At 59.7% G+C, this 19620-nt stretch carries 14 protein-coding genes; 7 read left to right on the top strand and 7 right to left on the bottom strand.

What is annotated here, in order from left to right:
• Complete coding sequence (locus ACOAP0_RS11225) at positions 1 to 2106, bottom strand: bifunctional rhamnulose-1-phosphate aldolase/short-chain dehydrogenase (RefSeq protein WP_498376471.1); 2106 nt, start codon at positions 2104 to 2106, stop codon at positions 1 to 3.
• A gap of 188 nt (positions 2107 to 2294) precedes the next feature.
• Here ACOAP0_RS11225 and ACOAP0_RS11220 point away from each other — a divergent pair, with 188 nt between their 5' ends.
• Positions 2295 to 3323 carry a LysR family transcriptional regulator gene (locus tag ACOAP0_RS11220; RefSeq protein WP_498376470.1) on the top strand — a complete coding sequence of 343 codons (1029 nt, stop codon included), beginning with the start codon at positions 2295 to 2297 and terminating at the stop codon, positions 3321 to 3323.
• Between the two features lie 16 nt (positions 3324 to 3339).
• Here the strand turns inward: ACOAP0_RS11220 and ACOAP0_RS11215 are convergent, their stop codons facing one another.
• A complete protein-coding gene (locus tag ACOAP0_RS11215) occupies positions 3340 to 4290 on the bottom strand; it encodes a chemotaxis protein (protein ID WP_087495946.1) in 951 nt (316 codons plus the stop codon).
• Between the two features lie 62 nt (positions 4291 to 4352).
• A complete protein-coding gene (mltA, locus tag ACOAP0_RS11210) occupies positions 4353 to 5540 on the bottom strand; it encodes a murein transglycosylase A (protein ID WP_498376469.1) in 1188 nt (395 codons plus the stop codon).
• Here mltA and ACOAP0_RS11205 point away from each other — a divergent pair.
• A complete protein-coding gene (locus ACOAP0_RS11205; RefSeq protein ID WP_498376468.1) occupies positions 5488 to 5619 on the top strand; it encodes a hypothetical protein in 132 nt (43 codons plus the stop codon). The two genes, mltA and ACOAP0_RS11205, sit on opposite strands and share 53 nt — an antisense overlap.
• Positions 5620 to 5661: 42 nt before the next feature.
• Here the strand turns inward: ACOAP0_RS11205 and ACOAP0_RS11200 are convergent, their stop codons facing one another.
• Complete coding sequence (locus tag ACOAP0_RS11200) at positions 5662 to 6480, bottom strand: carbon-nitrogen hydrolase family protein (RefSeq protein ID WP_481874782.1); 819 nt, start codon at positions 6478 to 6480, stop codon at positions 5662 to 5664.
• A gap of 34 nt (positions 6481 to 6514) precedes the next feature.
• On the bottom strand, positions 6515 to 10570 hold the full coding sequence (locus tag ACOAP0_RS11195) for a YhdP family protein (RefSeq protein WP_498376467.1): 4056 nt from the start codon (positions 10568 to 10570) through the stop codon (positions 6515 to 6517).
• Between the two features lie 27 nt (positions 10571 to 10597).
• On the opposite strand from ACOAP0_RS11195, the gene glnE reads away from it, so the two are divergent.
• Positions 10598 to 13303, top strand: coding sequence for a bifunctional [glutamate--ammonia ligase]-adenylyl-L-tyrosine phosphorylase/[glutamate--ammonia-ligase] adenylyltransferase (gene glnE, locus ACOAP0_RS11190; RefSeq protein ID WP_498376466.1), 2706 nt, complete (start codon positions 10598 to 10600; stop codon positions 13301 to 13303).
• Between the two features lie 11 nt (positions 13304 to 13314).
• Here the strand turns inward: glnE and rfaE2 are convergent, their stop codons facing one another.
• Positions 13315 to 13818: a D-glycero-beta-D-manno-heptose 1-phosphate adenylyltransferase gene (rfaE2, locus tag ACOAP0_RS11185; protein ID WP_498376465.1), complete on the bottom strand. Its 504-nt coding sequence runs from the start codon at positions 13816 to 13818 to the stop codon at positions 13315 to 13317.
• A gap of 173 nt (positions 13819 to 13991) precedes the next feature.
• Here rfaE2 and ACOAP0_RS11180 point away from each other — a divergent pair, with 173 nt between their 5' ends.
• Positions 13992 to 15137: an HD-GYP domain-containing protein gene (locus ACOAP0_RS11180; protein ID WP_498376464.1), complete on the top strand. Its 1146-nt coding sequence runs from the start codon at positions 13992 to 13994 to the stop codon at positions 15135 to 15137.
• Here the strand turns inward: ACOAP0_RS11180 and ACOAP0_RS11175 are convergent.
• A complete protein-coding gene (locus tag ACOAP0_RS11175; protein ID WP_313868341.1) occupies positions 15120 to 15983 on the bottom strand; it encodes a ferritin family protein in 864 nt (287 codons plus the stop codon). The genes ACOAP0_RS11180 and ACOAP0_RS11175 overlap by 18 nt on opposite strands.
• A gap of 226 nt (positions 15984 to 16209) precedes the next feature.
• Between ACOAP0_RS11175 and ACOAP0_RS11170 the strand changes: the two genes are divergently transcribed.
• Genes ACOAP0_RS11170 through ACOAP0_RS11160 form a run of 3 tightly spaced genes read left to right on the top strand, consistent with a single transcriptional unit; the run spans position 16210 to position 19613 of the window.
• The gene (locus ACOAP0_RS11170; protein ID WP_498376463.1) at positions 16210 to 17505 is read left to right on the top strand and encodes an NAD(P)/FAD-dependent oxidoreductase; all 1296 of its coding nucleotides are present in this window, start codon (positions 16210 to 16212) and stop codon (positions 17503 to 17505) included.
• Positions 17506 to 17516: 11 nt separating this feature from the next.
• Positions 17517 to 18344: a DUF1365 domain-containing protein gene (locus ACOAP0_RS11165; RefSeq protein ID WP_498376462.1), complete on the top strand. Its 828-nt coding sequence runs from the start codon at positions 17517 to 17519 to the stop codon at positions 18342 to 18344.
• Positions 18345 to 18365: 21 nt separating this feature from the next.
• The gene (locus ACOAP0_RS11160; protein WP_498376461.1) at positions 18366 to 19613 is read left to right on the top strand and encodes a class I SAM-dependent methyltransferase; all 1248 of its coding nucleotides are present in this window, start codon (positions 18366 to 18368) and stop codon (positions 19611 to 19613) included.
• Positions 19614 to 19620 lie beyond the last annotated feature (7 nt).

Raw genomic sequence — 19620 nt, 5'->3', positions numbered from 1 at the left:
TCAGCGTGGGAAGGCGGCCAGGTTGCCTGCATCCACATTGAGAATGTTGCCGGTAGATTTGGCTGCCAATTCGCTAGCCAGAAAGTAGGTGGCCTCGGCAATATCTTCGGGGAAGACGCTGCGTTTGAGCATGGACCGGTCGCGGTAGAAGGCTTCGAGCTCTTCTTCGCTCACCTTGTTGGCCGCAGCGCGTTCCTGGCTCCAGGTACCCGTCCAGATTTTGCTGCCGCGGATCACTGCGTCAGGGTTGACCACATTGCAGCGGATGCCCAAGGGCGCACCTTCGAGGGCAAAGCTGCGCGACAGCTGAATTTCAGCGGCCTTGGCTGCACAGTAGGCCACCGCCTGGTTACTCGCCACCATGCCGTTTTTGCTGGCGATGAAGACCATAGAGCCACCCACCGCTTGCGCCTTCATCAAACGGAAGGCTTCGCGCCCCACCAGGAAATAGCCAGTCGCCAAGATACTCTGGTTGCGGTTCCATAGCGCCAAGGTGGTGTCTTCCAACGGTGATGCCGAGGCGATCCCTGCGTTGGAGACCAGTATGTCGACTCCGCCATATTCAATCGCGGTGCGTGCATAGGCTGCAATCACCGACTCTTCGCTGGTGACATCGCAGACAACCCCACGTACCACATCCTTGCCGAACTTCTTGGAGAGTTCCGCCACCGTGGACTCGAGCGCCACAGCATCAATGTCCAGCAATACGGCGCACACGCCTTCTTGCAACTGTCGCTCCACAATCGCGCGGCCAATACCTCCGGCGCCGCCGGTAACCAGCGCCACCTTGCCGACCAAAGGTTTGGCCTTGGGCATGCGTTGCAGCTTCGCCTCTTCAAGCAGCCAGTACTCGATGTCAAATGCCTCCTGTTCAGGGAGACCGACATAGGTGTCGATGGCATTGGCATCGCGCATCACGTTGATGGCGTTCACGTAAAACTCGCCGGCAATGCGGGCCGTGGCCTTGTCTTTGGCGATGGACACCATGCCGATGCGCGGCAGCAGGATGATGACCGGATTGGGATCACGCAGGGCCGGGCTGTTGGCACGCTTGCAGCGCTCGTAGTAAGCGGTGTAATCCGCGCGGTAGTCGGCGAGTTTGCCGGCAATCGCTGCGGACAACTCCGCGCCATTGAGCGTGTAAACCGATTCTTCAAGAATCAAAGGCTTGATCTTGGTGCGCAAAAAGTGGTCGGGGCAGGAGGTGCCCAAGGCAGCCAGTGCATCCAACTGCTGGCTATTCACAAATTCCATCACAACCGGCTGGCGGTCTACATGCAGAAGCTTGTGCCCGCTTTGCGAAGCCTGACCCCGCAGAACCGGCAGCAGTTTGGCCAGCACTGCATCCTGCGTCGTTGTATCCAAACCGGTGACCTTGGCACCACCGAATGGCACCGCATTGCGGGCCTGCGCTTGTTCGGCCAACCAAGTCTGCGCCTGCGCAATCACCGCCACGGTGTTTTCGTAGCAGCTGCGGGAGTCATCGCCCCAAGTGAATAGCCCGTGACCGCCAAGTACCAGACCCTTCAGGCCGGGATGCGCCGCCACATAGCGTTGCAGCTGCAAGCCCAGCTCATAGCCGGGACGGCGCCAGGGCAACCAACCAATGGTTCCACCGAAAGCTTGCTGGGTAATTGCTTCGCTGTTCGCCATGGCCGCAATGGCGATGACCGAATCAGGATGCATGTGATCCACATGGGCAAATGGCAGGTACGCATGCAAGGGAGTGTCGATGCTGGCAGCGCGCGGATTCAGATTGAAAGTGCAATGCGGCAGGTAGCCCACCATCTCGTCTTCATGCTCGGGTCCGCGGTAGATGCCTTGCAAGGCATTGAGCTTGTCCATATACAGGGTGGAGAAGCCATCGAGCTTCATGGAACCCACATCACCGCCCGAGCCCTTGACCCACAGCACCTGCACATCCTGACCGGTGAGCGGATCCTTCTGGCTGATCTTGGCCGACGTGTTGCCACCACCGTAGTTGGTGATGCGCAGGTCGGAGCCCAGCAGGTTGGAGCGGTACAGCAGAAGGTTGGGCTGATCCAGCCTGGCAGCGTGGTCCTCACTCCACACGGGAAACGGAACGGGAGAAATGCGTGTTGTCATGGGCAGTGCAGTTACGAAGAATTGGCGTGACTGTAGACAGTGCGAGCCATAGGCACAACGCAGACATATTTATAAATTCGATCAGTTATTCTTATGTATCTATGGATGTGCCCCGTGTTTGTCGCCATGGCAAGACGCCTTCAGTGACAAGAAGCACCCAAACTGACTTTTTCCTAGGGAAAGTACCGATGAAAGCGCCTGTCAAAGTCACCGCTACCAAGAAGCGTTCCCTAGGGATATCCCGTAACCAGCGCCTCACTGGCAAGGAAACCCAGCCCGAATACACGCAACACCGGCTCCGGAATTTGACATTGCGTCAGCTCCGTTTGTTTGAAGCGGTTGCAACGCATTTGAGTTATTCACGGGCCGCTGAAGTCATGAACGTCACGCAACCTGCCGTTTCCATGCAAATCCAGCAACTGGAAACGGAAGTGGGGCTGCAGCTGCTGGTCAAAACAGGCCGCAAAGTGAGCCTCAGCCAAGCGGGCGAGGAAATGCTGCGCCAGTGCCGGCGGATACTGAATCAGGTCTTGCTGGCTGAAGAGTCGATGGGTGCATTCCACCCTGCAGAGGGTGGGCATGGCGGCTTGCTGCATCTGGGCGTGGTGTCCTCCGCGCATTACTTTGCCCCGGCGCTTTTGATGGCATTCGCAGAGCGCTGGCCCGGAGTGAAATTCAAACTCACAGTGGATCGCCGGGAGACGATTCTCGCCATGCTGCAAGGCCATCAACTCGATGTTGCGATTGCGGGCTACCCGCCCTCAGAGGCTGACGTGGAAGCCGAAACGTTCGCACAAAACCCTCACTGCATCGTCGCGTCGGCAAATCACCCCTTGGCCAGAAAACGGCGTGTGCACTGGGATGCCTTGCGCAATGAGCCGTTCATCTTCCGGGAGCCTGGTTCTGCAACGCGTCACTTTTTCGAACACCTGATTCAGGCACAGTCCCTGCAGGTACGCCTGTCCATGGAGCTGTCCGGTAACGAGACCATCAAGCAGGCGGTGATTGCCGGCATGGGTATCAGCTTTCTGTCTGCGCACACTTTTCAAGTGGAGTTTGAAGCAGGGAAACTCGCCGTCCTGCAGATGGAGGACATGCCCAAAATGCTGGACTGGTGCCTGCTGCACCGGCGCGACTCCAGCCTGAGCGGTGTCAATCAGGCCTTCCGCGAGTTTGTGCTCACAGAAGGCGCTGCACTCGTGCAGTGCAGGATGTAAGGACGCTTTACCCGCTTCAGCGGTGCAGCACTTCGCGGATGGTGGCGGCCAGTTCTTCTTCCACGAACTTGGCGATGTAAGCATCTGCCCCCACGCTCTTGACGTGGCCCTCGTTGGTCGCACCCGTCAATGAAGAGTGAATGATCACAGGGATAGTGCTGAAGCGCCCGTCCTGCTTGATGTTCCGGGTCAGAGTGAACCCATCCATCTCCGGCATTTCCAGGTCCGTCAGCACCAAAGCCACCTTGTCTTTGATGGACTTGCCTTCGCCAGTCGCTTGCGCATTCAGGGATTGCAACTTCTCCCAGGCTTCCTTGCCGGTCTTGGTCATGACGTAGGGCACATCCATGCCCTTGAGACCCTTTTCAATCATCATGCGGGCCACCGCCGAATCGTCGGCCGCCAGAATGATCTGGCCGGGCTCCAGGCGCAACTTGGGCGCGGTGCTCGGGGCCTCTTCCTTGACTTCCTGCGGCATCACATCTCGCAGGATCTGCTCCACGTCCAGCACTTGGGCCAATCGGGTGTTTTCTGCGTTGCCGTCCAGTCGCGCGATGCTGGTGACCAGTCCGCCACCGGTGTTTTCGGCGGAAAGTACTTGCTTCCATTCCAAACGGACGATTTCGTTGACTTCTTCAACCGCGAAAGCCTGCGTCGTCCGCGCAAACTCGGTCACCAACAGAATGCCCAAGCCCTTGGTAGGCTTGCAACCGACCACTTGAGGCAGGTTGATGACGGTAATCATCTGACCCCGGATGTTGGCCACGCCCATGACGGACGGTGGCGAATTGACCATGGCAGTGATCTCGGGCATCACCAGAATTTCGCGCACCTTGAACACATTGATGCCGAACAGCTCACGGCGCTGCGTACCGGGGGCCTCACCCAAACGGAACAACAGCAACTCAAACATGCTGTTGGCGGCCAGATTGGTACGCTCATCAATGTCACGCATCTCTTTGCTCATGGGGCCCGTCCTTGATTTCCGAATCTCACAGATTCAATGTATCCATACTAACGGTTTCTGGCTTATTTGGGCCACAAAATCCACATTTGCAAGGGTTGACGCATGCGCCCCGCAAGCTCTGCAGCCTCAGCCCCCCAGCCTGCAAAGTAATCTGCCCGCACGGCCCCTGTAATGGCACTGCCGGTATCTTGCGCCAAAACCAGTTTTTGCAAATTTGTTTGATTCCCGTTGGACGCCAGCCACACAGGTGCCCCGTAAGGAATGCTGCCCGGGTCCACCGCAATCGAGCGACCGGGCGTCAGCGCCACGCCCTGTGCACCACGGGGTCCGAAGGCTGCATCCAGATCACCCAGCACTTCTTCCTTGAAAAACACCACCCGCGGATTTGCCCAGAGCAGCTCTTGCTGGCGCTGCGGGTTCTGGGCCAACCAGGCCTTGATGCCTGGCCAGGAGGCGTCCTTGATCAGGCCCTGGTCCAACAACCAGCGACCCACACTCCGGTAGGGCTGGTCGTTGGTGCCGGCGTACGCCAGCCGGACCCAGCGTTGACTCCCGTCGGGCTGCGTGATGCGCACCCGGCCGGAGCCTTGAATCTGCAGCACCAGCGCATCCACCGGGTCTGCCATGTAAGCAATGGCTTTGCCGCGCAAGGCTGCCTGTGCTTCGGGCAAGGTATCCATTTCCTGACGTGTAAACCACGGCTTGCGGGTGGCCAACCCTGCAGGCAACTGGTAGAGGGGCACGGTGAATCCGGGCGCCGGATTGCGGCTGGCTTCAATGATGGGTTCGTAATAGCTGGTAAGCAAACCGGTAGCCTCGCCTTGGGGTGTTTCCACCCGGTGCGGCTGCAGGCGTGACTGCATCCATTCCATTTGCTCCTGCGCGCTGCCGATGCTCAAGCGGCGCACTTCGCCGCACAGGGCAGCCAACGGAGGCTGTGGCTTCTCGCAGCTTTTCAACCAGGCGTTCCAGGCCTCAAACAAGCTGTCACTGCCCCATCCGGGCAATGCCTCCCAGGGCACCGGCACCCAGCGGCTGCGCGCTTGCACCACTGCGGGGGTATTCGCCACAGTCGGTGCACTGACTGCTGGCGAGCGGGGCGACTCCACAGGAGCCCTGGTGCCCATGGGGACACTGCCGCAGGCGGCCAGCGTCCCTACAATCGCCAGCCAACACCCCCACATCAGGACACGACTCATGACCTTGCTATTGCTGGAAGCCTTGGGCGCGGGCCTGATATTTGTAGGCATCATTTGGTGGACCATGTTTTCAGGCCGGAAGAACGGCGAACTGCCGCAAGACGAAGATAAGGACAAAAACAGCCACTAGCGCTCATGGGATATGCGCAGGCAGCTCCTGAATTCATAGCATTCACGACAGAACCCGGTGCTGCAGAGCGGGCAGCTGTGCCCTGCAGTGTTGGAGTTGGCGGTAGTCCAGATCCGCCAGCACCACCCCCGGGCCTTGCGCCTGTTGGGCCAGCACCTTGCCCCAAGGGTCGATCAACAGGCTCTGGCCCCAGGTACGCCGCCCGCTGGGGTGCACCCCGCCTTGGGCGGCAGCAGCCACAAAAGACAGGTTTTCAATCGCGCGGGCCCGCAAGAGCACTTCCCAATGGGCTTCGCCCGTCGTGTGGGTAAAGGCGCTGGGAGCCAGCAACAGGTCCACACCCCGCTTGGCGTACTCGCGGTACAACTCGGCAAAGCGCATGTCGTAGCAGACACTCATACCAACCGACCAGCTGTGTCCGTCTTTGGAAGGCAAGGTGAACACGGTGGGTGTACTCCCGCGCTCGAGCACACGGGATTCGTCGTAACTCTCCGTGCCATTGCTGAAGCGGAACAGGTGGATCTTGTCGTAACGGGCCACGCACTCACCTTGCGGGTTGTAGGCCAGCGAACTGTTGAACACATGGTCGGGCTGGCTCGCCGTCAGGGGCAGGGTACCGGCCACAATCCACAGCCCCAGATCCCGTGCGGCGTTGGCAACAAACTCTTGAATGGGGCCTGAGCCATAGGGCTCCTGGATGCCCAGTTTGTCGGAGTCCTTCAGGCCGATCAGGCAGAAGTACTCGGGCAAAACTGCCAACTCAGCCCCCGCTTCTGCTGCCTGCGCAAGCAGGGAGCGCGCGACATGGAGGTTGTCTTGCAGATCACCGGTGGACACCATCTGAATGGCGGCAACTTTCATACATTTCTCCGATTAACAAAGCAGCTTTGCGCTCTTAAGGCTTGCGGGGCACCTGGGTCACCTTGGGGTCCAGCCAAGTGCCATCGACAATGAACTCCTGGGTGGCGGCATTGACCAAGGGCCCCCGCAACAGCAGCTGGGCCAAAAAGGTGCTCAAGCCCACCACCGGGTTGATCGCTGAGGCAATCAGGGAGGCACTGCCGGCATTGATTTCAGGCACCACCACCACCCGCAGATTCTGGGTTTCCTTGGCAATGTCGGCTTGGCCGTCCATCAACACCGCAGCGTTCACGCCCTTCATCTGCAAGTTGCTGGTTTTGGCAATGCCCTGCTCAATCGCAATATCACCCCGGAAGTAATCAAACGCAAAGCCCTCGCTGAATACATCCCGGAAATCCAGGGTCAAACGGCGCGGCAGGCTTTGCAGACTCAACACGCCCAGCAACTTGGCAATGCCCGGGTCTGCTTTCAAAAACTGGCCGGTTTCCACATTCACATTAAACTTTCCACTCATGCTCGGGTAGTCGACCGTGATTGGGGAGCCCGCCCATGCCACCTGTCCTTCCACCTTGCCATTGCCTTTGCGGACCACGCCCGGCATCCCCAGCCGGCTGAGCAGCTCGCCCGAGTCATTGATGTCAAGCTTGAAGTTCAGCACGGTGCGGCGGCGCTCACGTACGCTCTTGCCCACCGGCGCGGCAGACGCATTGATGCTGGCCCAATTGCCGCTAGCCGTAAGCTGAGCCTCCGGCGTCTGGATGTTGAATCGGTTCAGGCGCCACTCCCGGGTGTTGGCGCTCCCCAAATTGACCGCTTCAATATCGATGCGACCCAGCTTTTTGCCCCGGAGCACAAAGTCATCCACCTCGATGTCGAGTGCAGGAATGGCAGACGGCTGTTCATCCAGCAGGGATTCCACATCCTGCGCACTGCTCTGGCCAATGGAGAGGCGGGCCAAGCGCGCATACAAGCGGCCCGCACTGGCGCCGGAAGGTTGCCTGTATTCCATGTAGCCGCTGAGCTCCGTGGCATCCAGGTTGGCACGCCATAGAGGACCCTCGCGACCACCGCCCACCACCACATTGTTGATCTGCCGCCCGGAAACCAACAATTCCTTCGCACGCAGCACCAGCACAGTGGGCATATAGCCGCTTGTAGCCAGCCCGCCATTGCCTGCAGGCTTGGCGCCCGGGTTGGCGGGCACATCCATGCTCAATTTATCGAGCACGGTAGACCACGCATCCGCATCGAGGCGTGGAATATTCATGTTGGCCACCACGCCTTCATCCGGCAAGGGAGCGGATTCGTCGGCCGCCAACCCCACCCCGATCGCACCGCTCTGCACCTTGGGCTCGACGCCCGATAGGTCGCGCACAAACGTCAACGAGGCCAACTTGCCCACATCAAGCTGCAAACGGTCGCGCAGACGGGCATTCGGCTGCACACCGGCCAGAGGGCGTATCAGCGCGGACTCGAAACGCACCGGCAGGGGCGTGTCCGCTGTTTTCCCCAAAGGCGCGGGCAAACTCAAGCCCATGCCTGCCAGGGTGGAATTGACTTGCAACTCCGCGACGCCGGAGCGGAACCCCAAACTGGCGGTGTAAGGAGCGCTGCCCGTGGCAAATTGCGCCAAACGACCTGCAGCACCCAGCTCCCGGGATTGCCGCAAGCCTTCAGCCGTCGCCGTCCCGGAAAACCTCAATTGGTTGGGCGCTGTACGTGCAGCAGGCGCAGTGGCAGGGGTTGCCACAAAGGACAAGCCGCCCTCCACCTTAATGTCACCCCCCAAGGCTCTGGCCTGGGCACCGGCCAGACTGAAGCCGGACTCGGTGAAGTTAATCGTCCCGCGTGCGCGACTGAACTTGGGGGTATCCGGAATGATTTGCAGGTCGTTGCCACTCAGCACGATGCTGCCTTGTACGGTCGCCTTGTTGACGTCCGACACAGGAAAACCTAGCTTCAACTTGTAGTCCGCCACGCCCGTAGCGGTGGTCTGCGCCAAGGCTTTATCCATCAGGGGGCCCAGAGGGGAGGTGTTGACCACCGTCAGCAGATCCGGCAAGGGGCCCTTGGCCTCGGCCGTCACATTCACCTGAGAGGCGTCGTACAGGCGAGTGACCTGGGCCTCCGCCTTGCCGATCTGCAAGCCTGTACCCCCGACCAAACCGCGGTTGATTTTGACTTGCAGTACGTCCCGGTCCAGCACCATCTCGCCTTGCAATTGGTTCAGCACCGGCCATGGGAGGCTGTCCTTGGGCAGTACAAAGGCAGGGGCAAAGGCAAAACTGCCATTCTGCATGGATGCGGCAATACGGAACTCACCGGATTGCCCCGTGCGATACGGGAACTTCGCGAGGTCCCCTTTGACCTTGAACTGCACGTTGCTCGCCACACCGCCCAGCAAGGCGGCACGCAAGTATTCGTGAGAGTCTTTTTCCATGGCCAGCGGCAGGTAACGGTGCACACGGGCGCCATCCGCCCTGGCCAAGGTGCCTTGCAAATCCAAGGTACCGGGGCCCGCCATGGCATTGCCGGACACCGCGCTTTGCCAGCTGAACTTCAGCTCTCCCTGCCCATCTGCATTTGAAAACCGTAGATTGCTGCCATTCACGGCAAGACGCGGCCCGTCCACCTTCCACTGGAGATCGCCGGTGAACTGGTCAAAAAATACGACGGGGTCTTCAAACACTCCATACGCATCCACCATGCCACGGCGCAAGGCGAGCGTTGCCTTGCCGCCCGTTTGGTCCATGTCAAATTCGGCATCCAGGCCTTGCACCCCGGGGCGACTGTCTGCCTCACAGTGGCAGGAGGGCAAACTCAACTGACTGACCTTGCCCTTGGCCTTGTAGGTTTGAGGCGTTGCGATGGGTCCTTGCCAGCTGGCCTCCAAGCCATCCACGACGCCTTTGGGATCCAGCCTTTGCAGTAGTGCATGGGCCTGGGGTTCAAGCGGCAACCTGCCTGCAATCTGGGCCAAGGCCGCCAGGTCCAGCCGGTCTGCCGTCAATGTGCCGTGTTCAGGCGCTTTATTGCTTGGGGCGAACAGTTGCAGGCGCACATTGCCCCCCGGCCAATGCAGCCCGTCTTGCGTGACAAATTGCAATGACTCCGTGCTGAACTCACTACCGCCATCCAGGGCCTTGGCGCCTAATCTGCCGGACACCGAAGCCAGTGCCAGCGGCTCCAGCGAGGGCCCTGTTGTCAAATTCACTTGGCTCAAGCTCACATCGGCTACGGCACCAGTGGGCGTGCCGCGCACAACATCGACCCAAGCACGGAACACGCCACTGCCCCGTGCCAGTTGGACACCCAGGTCCACATAGCGCCCCAGTTCGGCCAGGTCCACCCGCGAGAAATCCGCATACGCCTGCCCGTCCCAGTCCGTCCACTGGCCGGCATGCCGGGACAACAGCGGTTGGCGGAAAACGCCCTGCACACTCAGCCGTGCACCCCAGTGTTCCGGAGGGTCTGCATCCAATCGCATGGAGTGGGTACGCAAGCGGTTACGCACGACCAGATTGACGCGCTGAAAGGTGACCGGCTCTACCGAGCGCGTTTCATCCGTCCAGGTCACGCTGCCATTCACCAAGGCGACTTCGGCTTGAGAGAACAACCAGTCGGCTCCCGCACCGTCCTGGGTCGGGGCAGTCGCCATCTCCAATCCCGCAATCCACCATTTGCCGTCCAAGGTCCGACGGATATCGAGTTGCGGACTATCGACATGCAACTGTTCGAAGCCCAACCCCAAGATGGAGCGCGGCGACAAAGCGGCAGACACGCTGGGCAACAGCAAAGCTTCACGCCCCTCGCGATCGAAGACCGTGACGCGCAGCAATTCGATGGAAGGGATGACACCATTGGACCGGGCTTGTAATTCCCCGATACGGACCTGCAACCCCAAAGCTTGCGTGGCCTGCGTTTCCACCCATGGGCGGAAATCTGCGATTCGCGGCACAATGACAAAATGAAGTCCGCACCACAGCAAGCCAACGGCCAGCCACGCCATAGCCAGCACACGCAACGCCCATTTTGCAAGGATTGCAAACACCCGGAGACGGAGTGAGGGGGCGGAAATCAAATCGTTCATCGTGCTATGGGGACTTAGTCAGGAATTATGACCCGCCTTGAGAATTCCGCTGTGTCGGACGGTTCCCGTTTTGCCCAGCGCATACGGCGGCGTTACGCCACCGAGCTGGCCATGCTGCCCGCAGGCCTGCCCACCAAGGCGGACCTTTCCCGCCTCACAGAAACCCTGCAAAGTGCAGGGCATGACTTGGGCACATCACTGCGCATTACCCGGCAGCTCACATTGGAACGCTTGGTCTGTCTGGATTGCGGCGGCACCGCGGATGTTTCCCAAGTCACCGGCGTCATGACGAGTCTGGCCGAATGGGCACTGGATCAGGCGTATGCGGCCAGCTTCTCGCAGCTGGCCAGCCAGTACGGCACACCCCATGCCGCGAACGGTAGCCCCGCACAATTGATGGTCATTGGCATGGGCAAGCTAGGCGCTCGCGAACTCAATGTCTCCAGTGATATCGACCTGATCTACGTCTATGACCAGGACGGGGAAACCAGCGGTGACCCGCAAGGGAGAGGGCGCATCTCAAACCAGGAATTCTTTGGGAAGATGGTGCGGGCCATGTATGCCCTGGTGGGAGACAGCAACGACCATGGTTTCATCTTCCGTGTTGACCTTGCGTTGCGTCCCAATGGCAACTCCGGCCCCTCGGCGGTATCGCTCGGCGCACTCGAAGAGTATTTCCACGTGCAAGGCCGGGAATGGGAACGTTTTGCCTGGTTAAAAAGCCGGGTCGTTGCGCCGGCAGCGGCGGTAGGCTCAGCTACTGCGTTGCAGTTGCGGGGAGTGGTAGTGCCCTTTGTGTTCCGGCGCTACCTCGACTACAACGTTTTTGATTCATTGCGGATCTTGCACCGCCAGATCCGGGAGCATGCTGCCAAGCGCAGTGCCGGCCGGCCGGAGCGCAGCAATGACGTCAAGCTGTCCCGCGGGGGTATCCGGGAAATCGAATTTACCGTCCAGTTGCTTCAGGTGGTACGCGGCGGTCAGTACCCGGACCTGCGTACCCGGCCCACTGTCAGCACTCTGCAGCGCCTGGTGCAAGCCGGCCTGATGCCACAAGCCACCGCCACCGGGCTGGCAGAGGCCTACCTCTTTCTGCGCCAAGTGGAGCACCGTATCCAGTACCTGGATGACCAGCAAACCCATGTTTTGCCGACAGAAGAATCCGACCTGCTCTGGATAGCCCGATCCATGGAGCTCCCGGACAGCAGTGCCTTGCTGCGAGAGCTGGACCGGCATCGCGAGATGGTGGCGCAGGAATTCGATGCGCTACTGGGTGGTGGCGAGCCTCAATGCAAAGGTTGCACCGGAAAAAATAAAGCCGAGGTATACGACTTCGATGCGACCTTGGACGCTTTGAGCGGCAGCTTCAAAGAGCGTATTGCTGCTTGGCGCGCGCACCCCAGAGTGCTTGCACTGAAAGAGGAGTCGCGTCAGCGTCTTGCGCGCTTGGTGCATCGTACGGCGCAGTGGGTGCAAGACGGCAGAACGACGGAAGACGCTGCCGTGAGGCTGGCCGATTGGATGGAGCCCTTGCTTCGGCGGGAAAGCTACCTCGCTATGTTGTTGGAGCGACCGCAAGTCCATGAGCGCCTATTGCGGATGCTGGGCGCAGCGCGGTGGCCTGCGCGGTACCTGCTCAAACACCCGGGCGTCATCGACGAGCTGGCAGACAGTCGCATTCTGGACGAGCGCTTCGATCCGGCTGTCTTTGAAGCCGATTTGGAACGCCGCCTGCAGGCACTCCAAGGTAGCGGAGAAGATGATGACGAAAGCCTGTTGAACCTGTTGCGTCGCGCTCACCATGCAGAGGTGTTCAGAACGCTTGCACGCGATGTGGAGGGACGCATCACCGTTGAGCAGGTAGCCGATGACCTGAGTGCATTGGCCCAATCCGTGCTGAGCATCACCACACGCTGGTGCTGGAGCCGCCTCAAGACGCGCCACACCGAGGTTCCGCACTTCGGCATCATTGCCTATGGCAAGCTGGGCGGCAAGGAACTGGGATACGGCAGTGACCTCGACATTGTTTTTGTCTATGACGACACAGATGAACGTGCATCGGAGGTTTATTCCACCCTGGTGCGCAAGCTGATCAATTGGCTGACGGTAAAGACGGGCGAGGGTGATCTCTATGAGATCGATACTGCCCTTCGCCCCAACGGCAATTCAGGCCTGCTGGTCACCAGCTTCGAGGCTTACGCCAACTACCAGCAACAGCGCGGTAGCAATACGGCCTGGACTTGGGAACATCAAGCCATTACCCGCGCACGCTGTGTGTTTGGCTCACCAGTACTGGCCCTACGTTTTGAAGAAGTGCGCCACGCAGTGCTGTGCAGTCAGCGCGACCCGATCGCCTTGCGCGACGAAATTCACAGCATGCGCGACAAGGTGCGCAGCAGCCACAACACGGGCCCGGAATGGTTTGACGTCAAGCACAGCCCGGGTGGCATGGTCGATATCGAATTTACTGTGCAGTACCTGGTGCTCAGTGCGGGGCGCCTGCACCCAACATTGCTGGACAACGTTGGAAACATCGCCTTGCTACAACGTGCTCAGGCGGTAGGCTTGTTACCAGCCCCGGTGGGAGAGGAGGCCGCACAAACCTATCGCCAGCTGCGTCAACTACAGCACCAAGCCCGATTGGATGAAGCCCCTACACAGGTGCCAGCCGAAGAAGCCACTGAGCAACACAATGCGGGTATGGTGCTTTGGCATCAGGTTTTCGGCGCCTGAGATGCGTTTTGCTAACCCGCGGTTGTAGCCCGGATTTTTTTAACCAGACCGGTTGTCGAGTAGCCGGATACAAAAGGCAGTGCGCGGGCGAATCCACCCCAGCTCTCTACCAACTTGGTTTCCGGCAGTCTGGACATATCGTAGTCGCCACCTTTGACCAGGATGTCGGGGCGGATGTGCGCGATCAGGGATTCCGGGGTGTCTTCAGGGAACCACGTCACCAGATCCACAGCAGCAAGGCTGGCCATCACCACCGCGCGGTCAGCTTCCGCATTGAGCGGACGGTCATCCCCCTTGCCGAGTCGACGTACCGAGGCATCGGTATTGAGCGCAACGATCAGGCTGCCCCCCAAAGCACGTGCTTGGGCGAGATACAGGACGTGACCCCGGTGCAGAACATCAAACACCCCATTCGTAAACACCCAGGGCTTGGGTAGCTTGGCGATCGCCTCTGACAGGTCTTCGAAACGCGTGATTTTGTCGAGGAAAGCGGGGAGCGGAACTGCATCTTTCATGCGGCGATCCTATCAGTTCCACCTGTTTCACCACCCAATTCAAGAGTGGACACCAACCGCCGATGGAAGCTGCATAATCGCGCAGCCTTATGCACCTCGTCGCCGTCAATCTCGAATCGATACGTATCGGATCCCCACTCCCTTTCCCGCTCATGGACAAGGATGGAGTTCTTTTGGCCCGCAAAGGCTATGTCATTCCATCACGGCGCGACCTGGATGAGATCTCACATAGAGGGGGCGGACTGTTCATCGACGTCGCAGATTCCGAGGCCCATCACCGCGCTTATGTAGACCACTTGTATGGTCTGGTGCGAGACGACAAGCCCTTGGGCGAGATTGCAGAAACCCAGATTTCCAGTGACACATTGACCGAACGCCAGGCCGCGCAGGACGATCGCATGGACTGGCTGGATCTGCAAGCCATTTGCAATGCACTGCTGCGCGACACGCACGAAGCCAGTTTCCGGGACCGCTTGGAGCGCCTGCAACGGCAGCTGGTAAGGCACACCCAGCGCAACCCGGACGGCACGCTGTTCGCCTTGATTTACCTGTCCTCCACAGAACTGCGCATGTACAGCGCTACCCACGCCATGTTGGTCAGCGTGATGTGTATGTTGGCCGCCAAGGATGTGCTGAACTGGCCGGAACCGGAGCAGTCCTTGGTCGGCATGGCTGCGCTGACCATGAACTACAGCATGACGGACATGCAGGACAAGCTTGCTCAGCAACTGGAACCGCCTAACCAGGCACAGCAACTGCAAATCGAACAACATGCCGCGCGATCCGCACTGTTGCTCAAGCAGATGGGTATTCAGGAGCCGGTGTGGCTGACGGCAGTCCACCAACATCACACTGCAGCGCCTGGCCCCTTGGCCCCGCGCACGCCCGGCGACCGCTTGGCACGTCTGATCCGGCGGGCGGACATGTTTGCTGCGCGACTGGCGCCCCGTGCGTCGCGCCTGCCGATCGCTCCGGCCGCAGCCATGCAAGCCTGCTATTTCGATGAGAACCAGGCCATTGACGAGGCAGGAGCTGCCCTCATCAAGGCGGTGGGTATCTATCAGCCGGGCTCATTTGTGCGCTTGGCGACCAATGAGGTCGGTGTTGTCATTCAACGCGGACAAAACACCACGACGCCCCGGGTAGCAGTGCTTCTCAACAAGAGCGGCGTGCCTACCGTTGAACCCGCCATCCGCGACACCAGCATGCGGGAACACCGCATTGTGGTCAGCGTGCCACACCGCGATGTGAAGGTGCAGCTGAATTTGGAGCGGCTATTGCCGCTTACCGCGCTGCCGAAGTCAGACCGCCCCTGGTGACGCAACGGGCGCGCCCGTCAGGTCCTTGGACAACTCTTTGCGGAACTTGTTCAGCTCCTGCACGGTGGTGAAGCTGCGCTCCATGAGCAGACTCATGTTGTGCAGGATGCGCTCCACCACCTTGGTTTCCCAGACGGCGTCGAAATTGATTTGCTTGTCCAGCCAGTGCTCCAGCCACTCCGGGTTGGGTAGTCGGCTTTGGATGGTGTCCCGCGGAAACAAGGATTTGTTAACGTGCAAATTGGTGGGGTGAAGCGCCTGTGCCGTGCGGCGCGCACTGGCCATCAACACACCCACTTTGGCGAACGCTGACTTGGCTTCGACGCCGAACTTGCCGATGGCACGCTTCATGTACTTCAAATAGGCGCCGCCGTGGCGCGCCTCATCCTGGCTGAGCTTGGTATAGATGGCCTTGATGACCGGCTCGGTGTGCCAGTCACTGGCACGACGATACCAATGGTTGAGGCGAATCTCGCCGCAGAAGTGCAGCATCAGCGTTTCCAGCGCGGGGGCAGGATCAAACTCAAAACGGATGGCATGCAGCTCCTCTTCGGTGGGAACCATATCGGGCCGGAAACGGCGCAGGTACTCCATCAATACCAAAGAATGCTTTTGCTCTTCGAAGAACCAGATCGACATGAAGGCCGAAAAATCGCTGTCGCCCCGGTTATCCCGCAGGAACATTTCGGTAGCCGGCAACGCTGCCCACTCGGTGATCGCGTTCATCTTGATCGTGGCAGCCTGCTCATCAGAGAGCATGGCAGGGTCAAAGCTATCCCAAGGGATGTCTTTATCCATGTCCCAGCGCACAGATTCCAACTGTTTAAAGAGTTCGGGGTAGAGCATGACAACCTTTCAAAACTGGGCAAATTTTAGTCCTGACGTGTGTCAATTACTTGACACATTTCAGTCATAAGGGCTTTTTGCATGGCGGGCAAAGTATTTGAAAAAGCCACACAAAAACCAAGCATTGCGATATATTACCAACCAGTCACAAAATTACCAAGACGTTTAATCTGCACCGTATGAGCATCCATCTAGTCACCGTCTCCACTGCTTGCGGGAGCGCCGCATGAAGATTGCCATCGTCGGCTCCGGCATCTCGGGCCTTGCCGTTGCTCACCGCTTGCACGGTCTCGCAGACATCACCTTACTGGAAGCGGGCGACTATTTCGGTGGGCACACGCACACGGTGGATGTCACTTTACCCGGCTCCGCCGGCCCGGTGACCCATGGTGTGGACACAGGCTTTCTGGTCTTCAATGAACGCACTTATCCCAACCTGATCGCGCTATTTGCCGAACTGGGTGTGGATACCGCCAAGTCAGACATGTCCTTCTCCGTCCAAGTACCAGGGGCCAAAGGGTCTGGTGCGCTGGAATGGAGCGGCTCCTCACTGGACACCGTGTTCGCCCAGCGCAGCAACCTGGTGAATCCGCGCTTTCTTCGCATGCTGCGGGACGTGCTCCGGTTCAACGCATTGGCCACCGACATTGCCGTGCGCAATGCCGAGAAAGAGCTGATGCAGCCCCTCTCTGATTTTCTGGTGCAGCACAAACTCTCGGCTGAGTTCCGCGACTGGTATTTCCTGCCCATGCTGGGTTGTATCTGGAGCTGCCCGACCGACCAGATGCTCCAGTTCCCGGTGGCCACCATGATCCGCTTCTGTCACAACCATGGCTTGATCCAGGTGAGTAACCGGCCCCAATGGTGGACGGTGACCGGGGGCGCCCGGCACTATGTCGAGAAAATCATATCCAAGATTGCCGACAAGCGACTGAACACCCCGGTGCAACATATTGTCCGTGACGCGCAGGGCGTCTCGCTGACCATCAACGGGCAAACCGAGCGCTTTGACGAGGTCGTTCTGGCCTGCCACTCTGACGTAAGTCTGGCCCTGCTTGGCGACGCCAGCCCTGCGGAGCGGGAAACGCTGGGCGCCATTCGCTACCAGCCCAACCGCGCGGTGCTGCACACGGATACCCGTGTGTTGCCACAAGCCCGCCGTGCCTGGGCCGCATGGAACTACGAACGCAGTGCCGACGCAGGCCAGGACAGCGCACGGGTCTGCCTGCACTATTTGCTCAACATGCTGCAGCCGCTGCCTTTTGCGCAAAGCGTGGTCGTTTCGCTGAACCCGGTGAGCGAGATCGACCCTGCGCTGATCCACGGCAGTTTTGACTATGCCCATCCGGTGTTCGATCTTGCTGCCATTCAGGCACAACACAAAGTGCCCGCACTGCAAGGTCAGCAACAGACCTACTTCTGCGGCGCATGGACCGGTTACGGCTTCCATGAGGACGGTCTCAAATCCGGGCTGGACGTCGCGCGTCGTCTGAAGGCGCGACTGGGCCTGGAAGCAGTTTGACGGACATCGCCATGCAACCCGGTCTTGCGCCCGCCACCTCGCCCTTAGCCATGCCGCTGATCGGCTTTGGCGAGGTGCGCCATACCCGGCTCAAACCGGTGCGCAATGCCTTTGCCTACGGCACCTATTTTTTGATGCTGCCCATGCGCAGCATGGCCCAAAGACCCGGCGGACACCTTGCACGTAACCGCTTTGCAGCACTGAGCTTTTATGACGCCGACCACGGCGATGGGCGTTCCTTGGCCCAAGGCGGCGCATTGGCCTGGTTGGACCAATTGCTCGCCGCGGAAGGCATTACTGATGCCACCGGCGAGGTCTGGTTGCACTGCTACCCCCGCGTGTTGGGTTTTACTTTCAAGCCAGTCAGTTTCTGGTACTGCCACCGTCCGGATGGCAGCCTGCGCGCCATCCTGGTGGAGGTGAACAACACTTTCGGCGAGCGGCATTGCTACCTGCTGGACCACCCCCGCTTCGGGCAGGAACTGCGGGCAGACAAAGTGTTTCACGTCTCGCCGTTTTGCCCTGTGGAGGGCGGCTACCGCTTCCGCTTCATGCTCACCGCCGACCTCCGCCACACTGTCGCCCGGATTGACTACGACGATGCAAGCGGACCACTGATAGAAACCAGTGTGAGCGGCAAACTCGAAGCGTTGACTGCCGCAAGCCAACGCCATGCACTCTGGCACTACCCGGCCATGACGCTGGGCGTCGTGGCGCGTATCCACTGGCAAGCCCTCAAGCTGTGGATCAAAAAAGTACCGTTCTTCCGCAAGCCCATGCCCCCGGCTTTGTTGACCACCCGTGCCGGCACGCCCCAACCTCACGAAGACACACCCTGAACCTTGACGCCCGAGACTGCCATGAACTCCAACACCATGAACCCCGGCATGCCTTCCACGACACCGGCTGCAACCACTCTGCCTGCTGGCACCCCGGCTGCTGCCCGCACCGTATTCAAGCTGCTGCAAAAGCTCCGCCACGGTAGCCTGACCGTGCAACTGCCTGACGGCAGCGCCCACCGCTTCGGTGGCGAGGCTACCCCGCACGCCAGCCTGGTGCTGCATAACTGGAAGGTGTGCGGCGCAGCCCTCAAGTCCGGTGATATCGGTTTTGCCGAGAGCTTTATCGCTGGTGACTGGTCTACCCCCAACCTCACCGAACTGCTTCGGGTGCTGGTGAAGAACCGGGCTGAAGTCGAAGGCGTGATTTACGGCAGCTGGGCCGGGCGCCTGCTCTACCGTATCAAGCACCTGCTGAACCGGAACACCAAAGCCAACAGCCAGAAAAACATCCACGCACACTACGACCTGGGCAACGCGTTTTACAGCCTGTGGCTGGACGACACGATGAACTATTCGTCTGCCTTGTTCAGCTCCAACCTGAACCAACCCATGGCCATCGCCCAGAAAGCAAAAGTGCGCCGGGCCTTGCAGGAAGCGGGCGTCCAAGCCGGCGACCGTGTGCTGGAAATCGGCTGCGGCTGGGGAGCCCTGGCCGAAATGGCCACCACGGAGTTCCAAGCCGGAATTACCGGCGTGACCTTGAGCATCGAACAACTGGCGTTTGCCGAAGACCGCATGCGCAAGCTGGGCGTACAGGACAAAGCCGACTTGAGGCTGCAGGACTACCGCGACATCCAGGACGCGCCGTTTGACGCCATTTGCTCCATAGAGATGGTGGAAGCGGTGGGCCGTGAATACTGGCCGACCTACTTCGCCACCATCGCCAACAAACTCAAGGCGGGCGGGCGCGCCTGCATCCAGAGCATCGTGATCGACGACGCGCTGTTTGAGCGCTACATAGCATCCACCGACTTCATCCAGCAGTACATCTTCCCCGGTGGCTGCCTGCCATGCCCCAAGGAATTCCGTGCCCAGGCGCGGGCTGCAGGTCTGGACGTGGTGAATGAACTCTCATTCGGCCACGACTATGCGGAGACCCTCAAGCGTTGGCGCGATGCCTTCCTGGAAAAGCGCGCCGAGGTACTCAGCAAAGGCTTCGATGAGCGCTTTATGCGCATCTGGGAGTTCTACCTCTGCTACTGCGAGGCAGCCTTCCTGGAAGACAACATTGACGTCGTGCAATACACCTTGCGCAGGCCCGACTGAGGAGGCC

This window comes from Curvibacter sp. Hmag1.1 (assembly GCF_059769165.1).
The sequence above is the reverse complement of the archived record's forward strand: the minus strand, read 5'-3'. Positions and strand labels throughout refer to the sequence as shown.

Excerpts from the sequence above, each read along its gene's own strand:
- ACOAP0_RS11225 (WP_498376471.1), bottom strand. The coding sequence starts at position 2,106 with ATGACAACACGCATTTCTCCCGTTCCGTTTCCCGTGTGGAGTGAGGAC.
- ACOAP0_RS11220 (WP_498376470.1), top strand. The coding sequence starts at position 2,295 with ATGAAAGCGCCTGTCAAAGTCACCGCTACCAAGAAGCGTTCCCTAGGG.
- ACOAP0_RS11215 (WP_087495946.1), bottom strand. The coding sequence starts at position 4,290 with ATGAGCAAAGAGATGCGTGACATTGATGAGCGTACCAATCTGGCCGCC.
- ACOAP0_RS11205 (WP_498376468.1), top strand. The coding sequence starts at position 5,488 with ATGACCTTGCTATTGCTGGAAGCCTTGGGCGCGGGCCTGATATTTGTA.
- mltA (WP_498376469.1), bottom strand. The coding sequence starts at position 5,540 with ATGCCTACAAATATCAGGCCCGCGCCCAAGGCTTCCAGCAATAGCAAG.
- ACOAP0_RS11200 (WP_481874782.1), bottom strand. The coding sequence starts at position 6,480 with ATGAAAGTTGCCGCCATTCAGATGGTGTCCACCGGTGATCTGCAAGAC.
- ACOAP0_RS11195 (WP_498376467.1), bottom strand. The coding sequence starts at position 10,570 with ATGAACGATTTGATTTCCGCCCCCTCACTCCGTCTCCGGGTGTTTGCA.
- glnE (WP_498376466.1), top strand. The coding sequence starts at position 10,598 with ATGACCCGCCTTGAGAATTCCGCTGTGTCGGACGGTTCCCGTTTTGCC.
- rfaE2 (WP_498376465.1), bottom strand. The coding sequence starts at position 13,818 with ATGAAAGATGCAGTTCCGCTCCCCGCTTTCCTCGACAAAATCACGCGT.
- ACOAP0_RS11175 (WP_313868341.1), bottom strand. The coding sequence starts at position 15,983 with ATGCTCTACCCCGAACTCTTTAAACAGTTGGAATCTGTGCGCTGGGAC.
- ACOAP0_RS11170 (WP_498376463.1), top strand. The coding sequence starts at position 16,210 with ATGAAGATTGCCATCGTCGGCTCCGGCATCTCGGGCCTTGCCGTTGCT.
- ACOAP0_RS11165 (WP_498376462.1), top strand. The coding sequence starts at position 17,517 with ATGCAACCCGGTCTTGCGCCCGCCACCTCGCCCTTAGCCATGCCGCTG.
- ACOAP0_RS11160 (WP_498376461.1), top strand. The coding sequence starts at position 18,366 with ATGAACTCCAACACCATGAACCCCGGCATGCCTTCCACGACACCGGCT.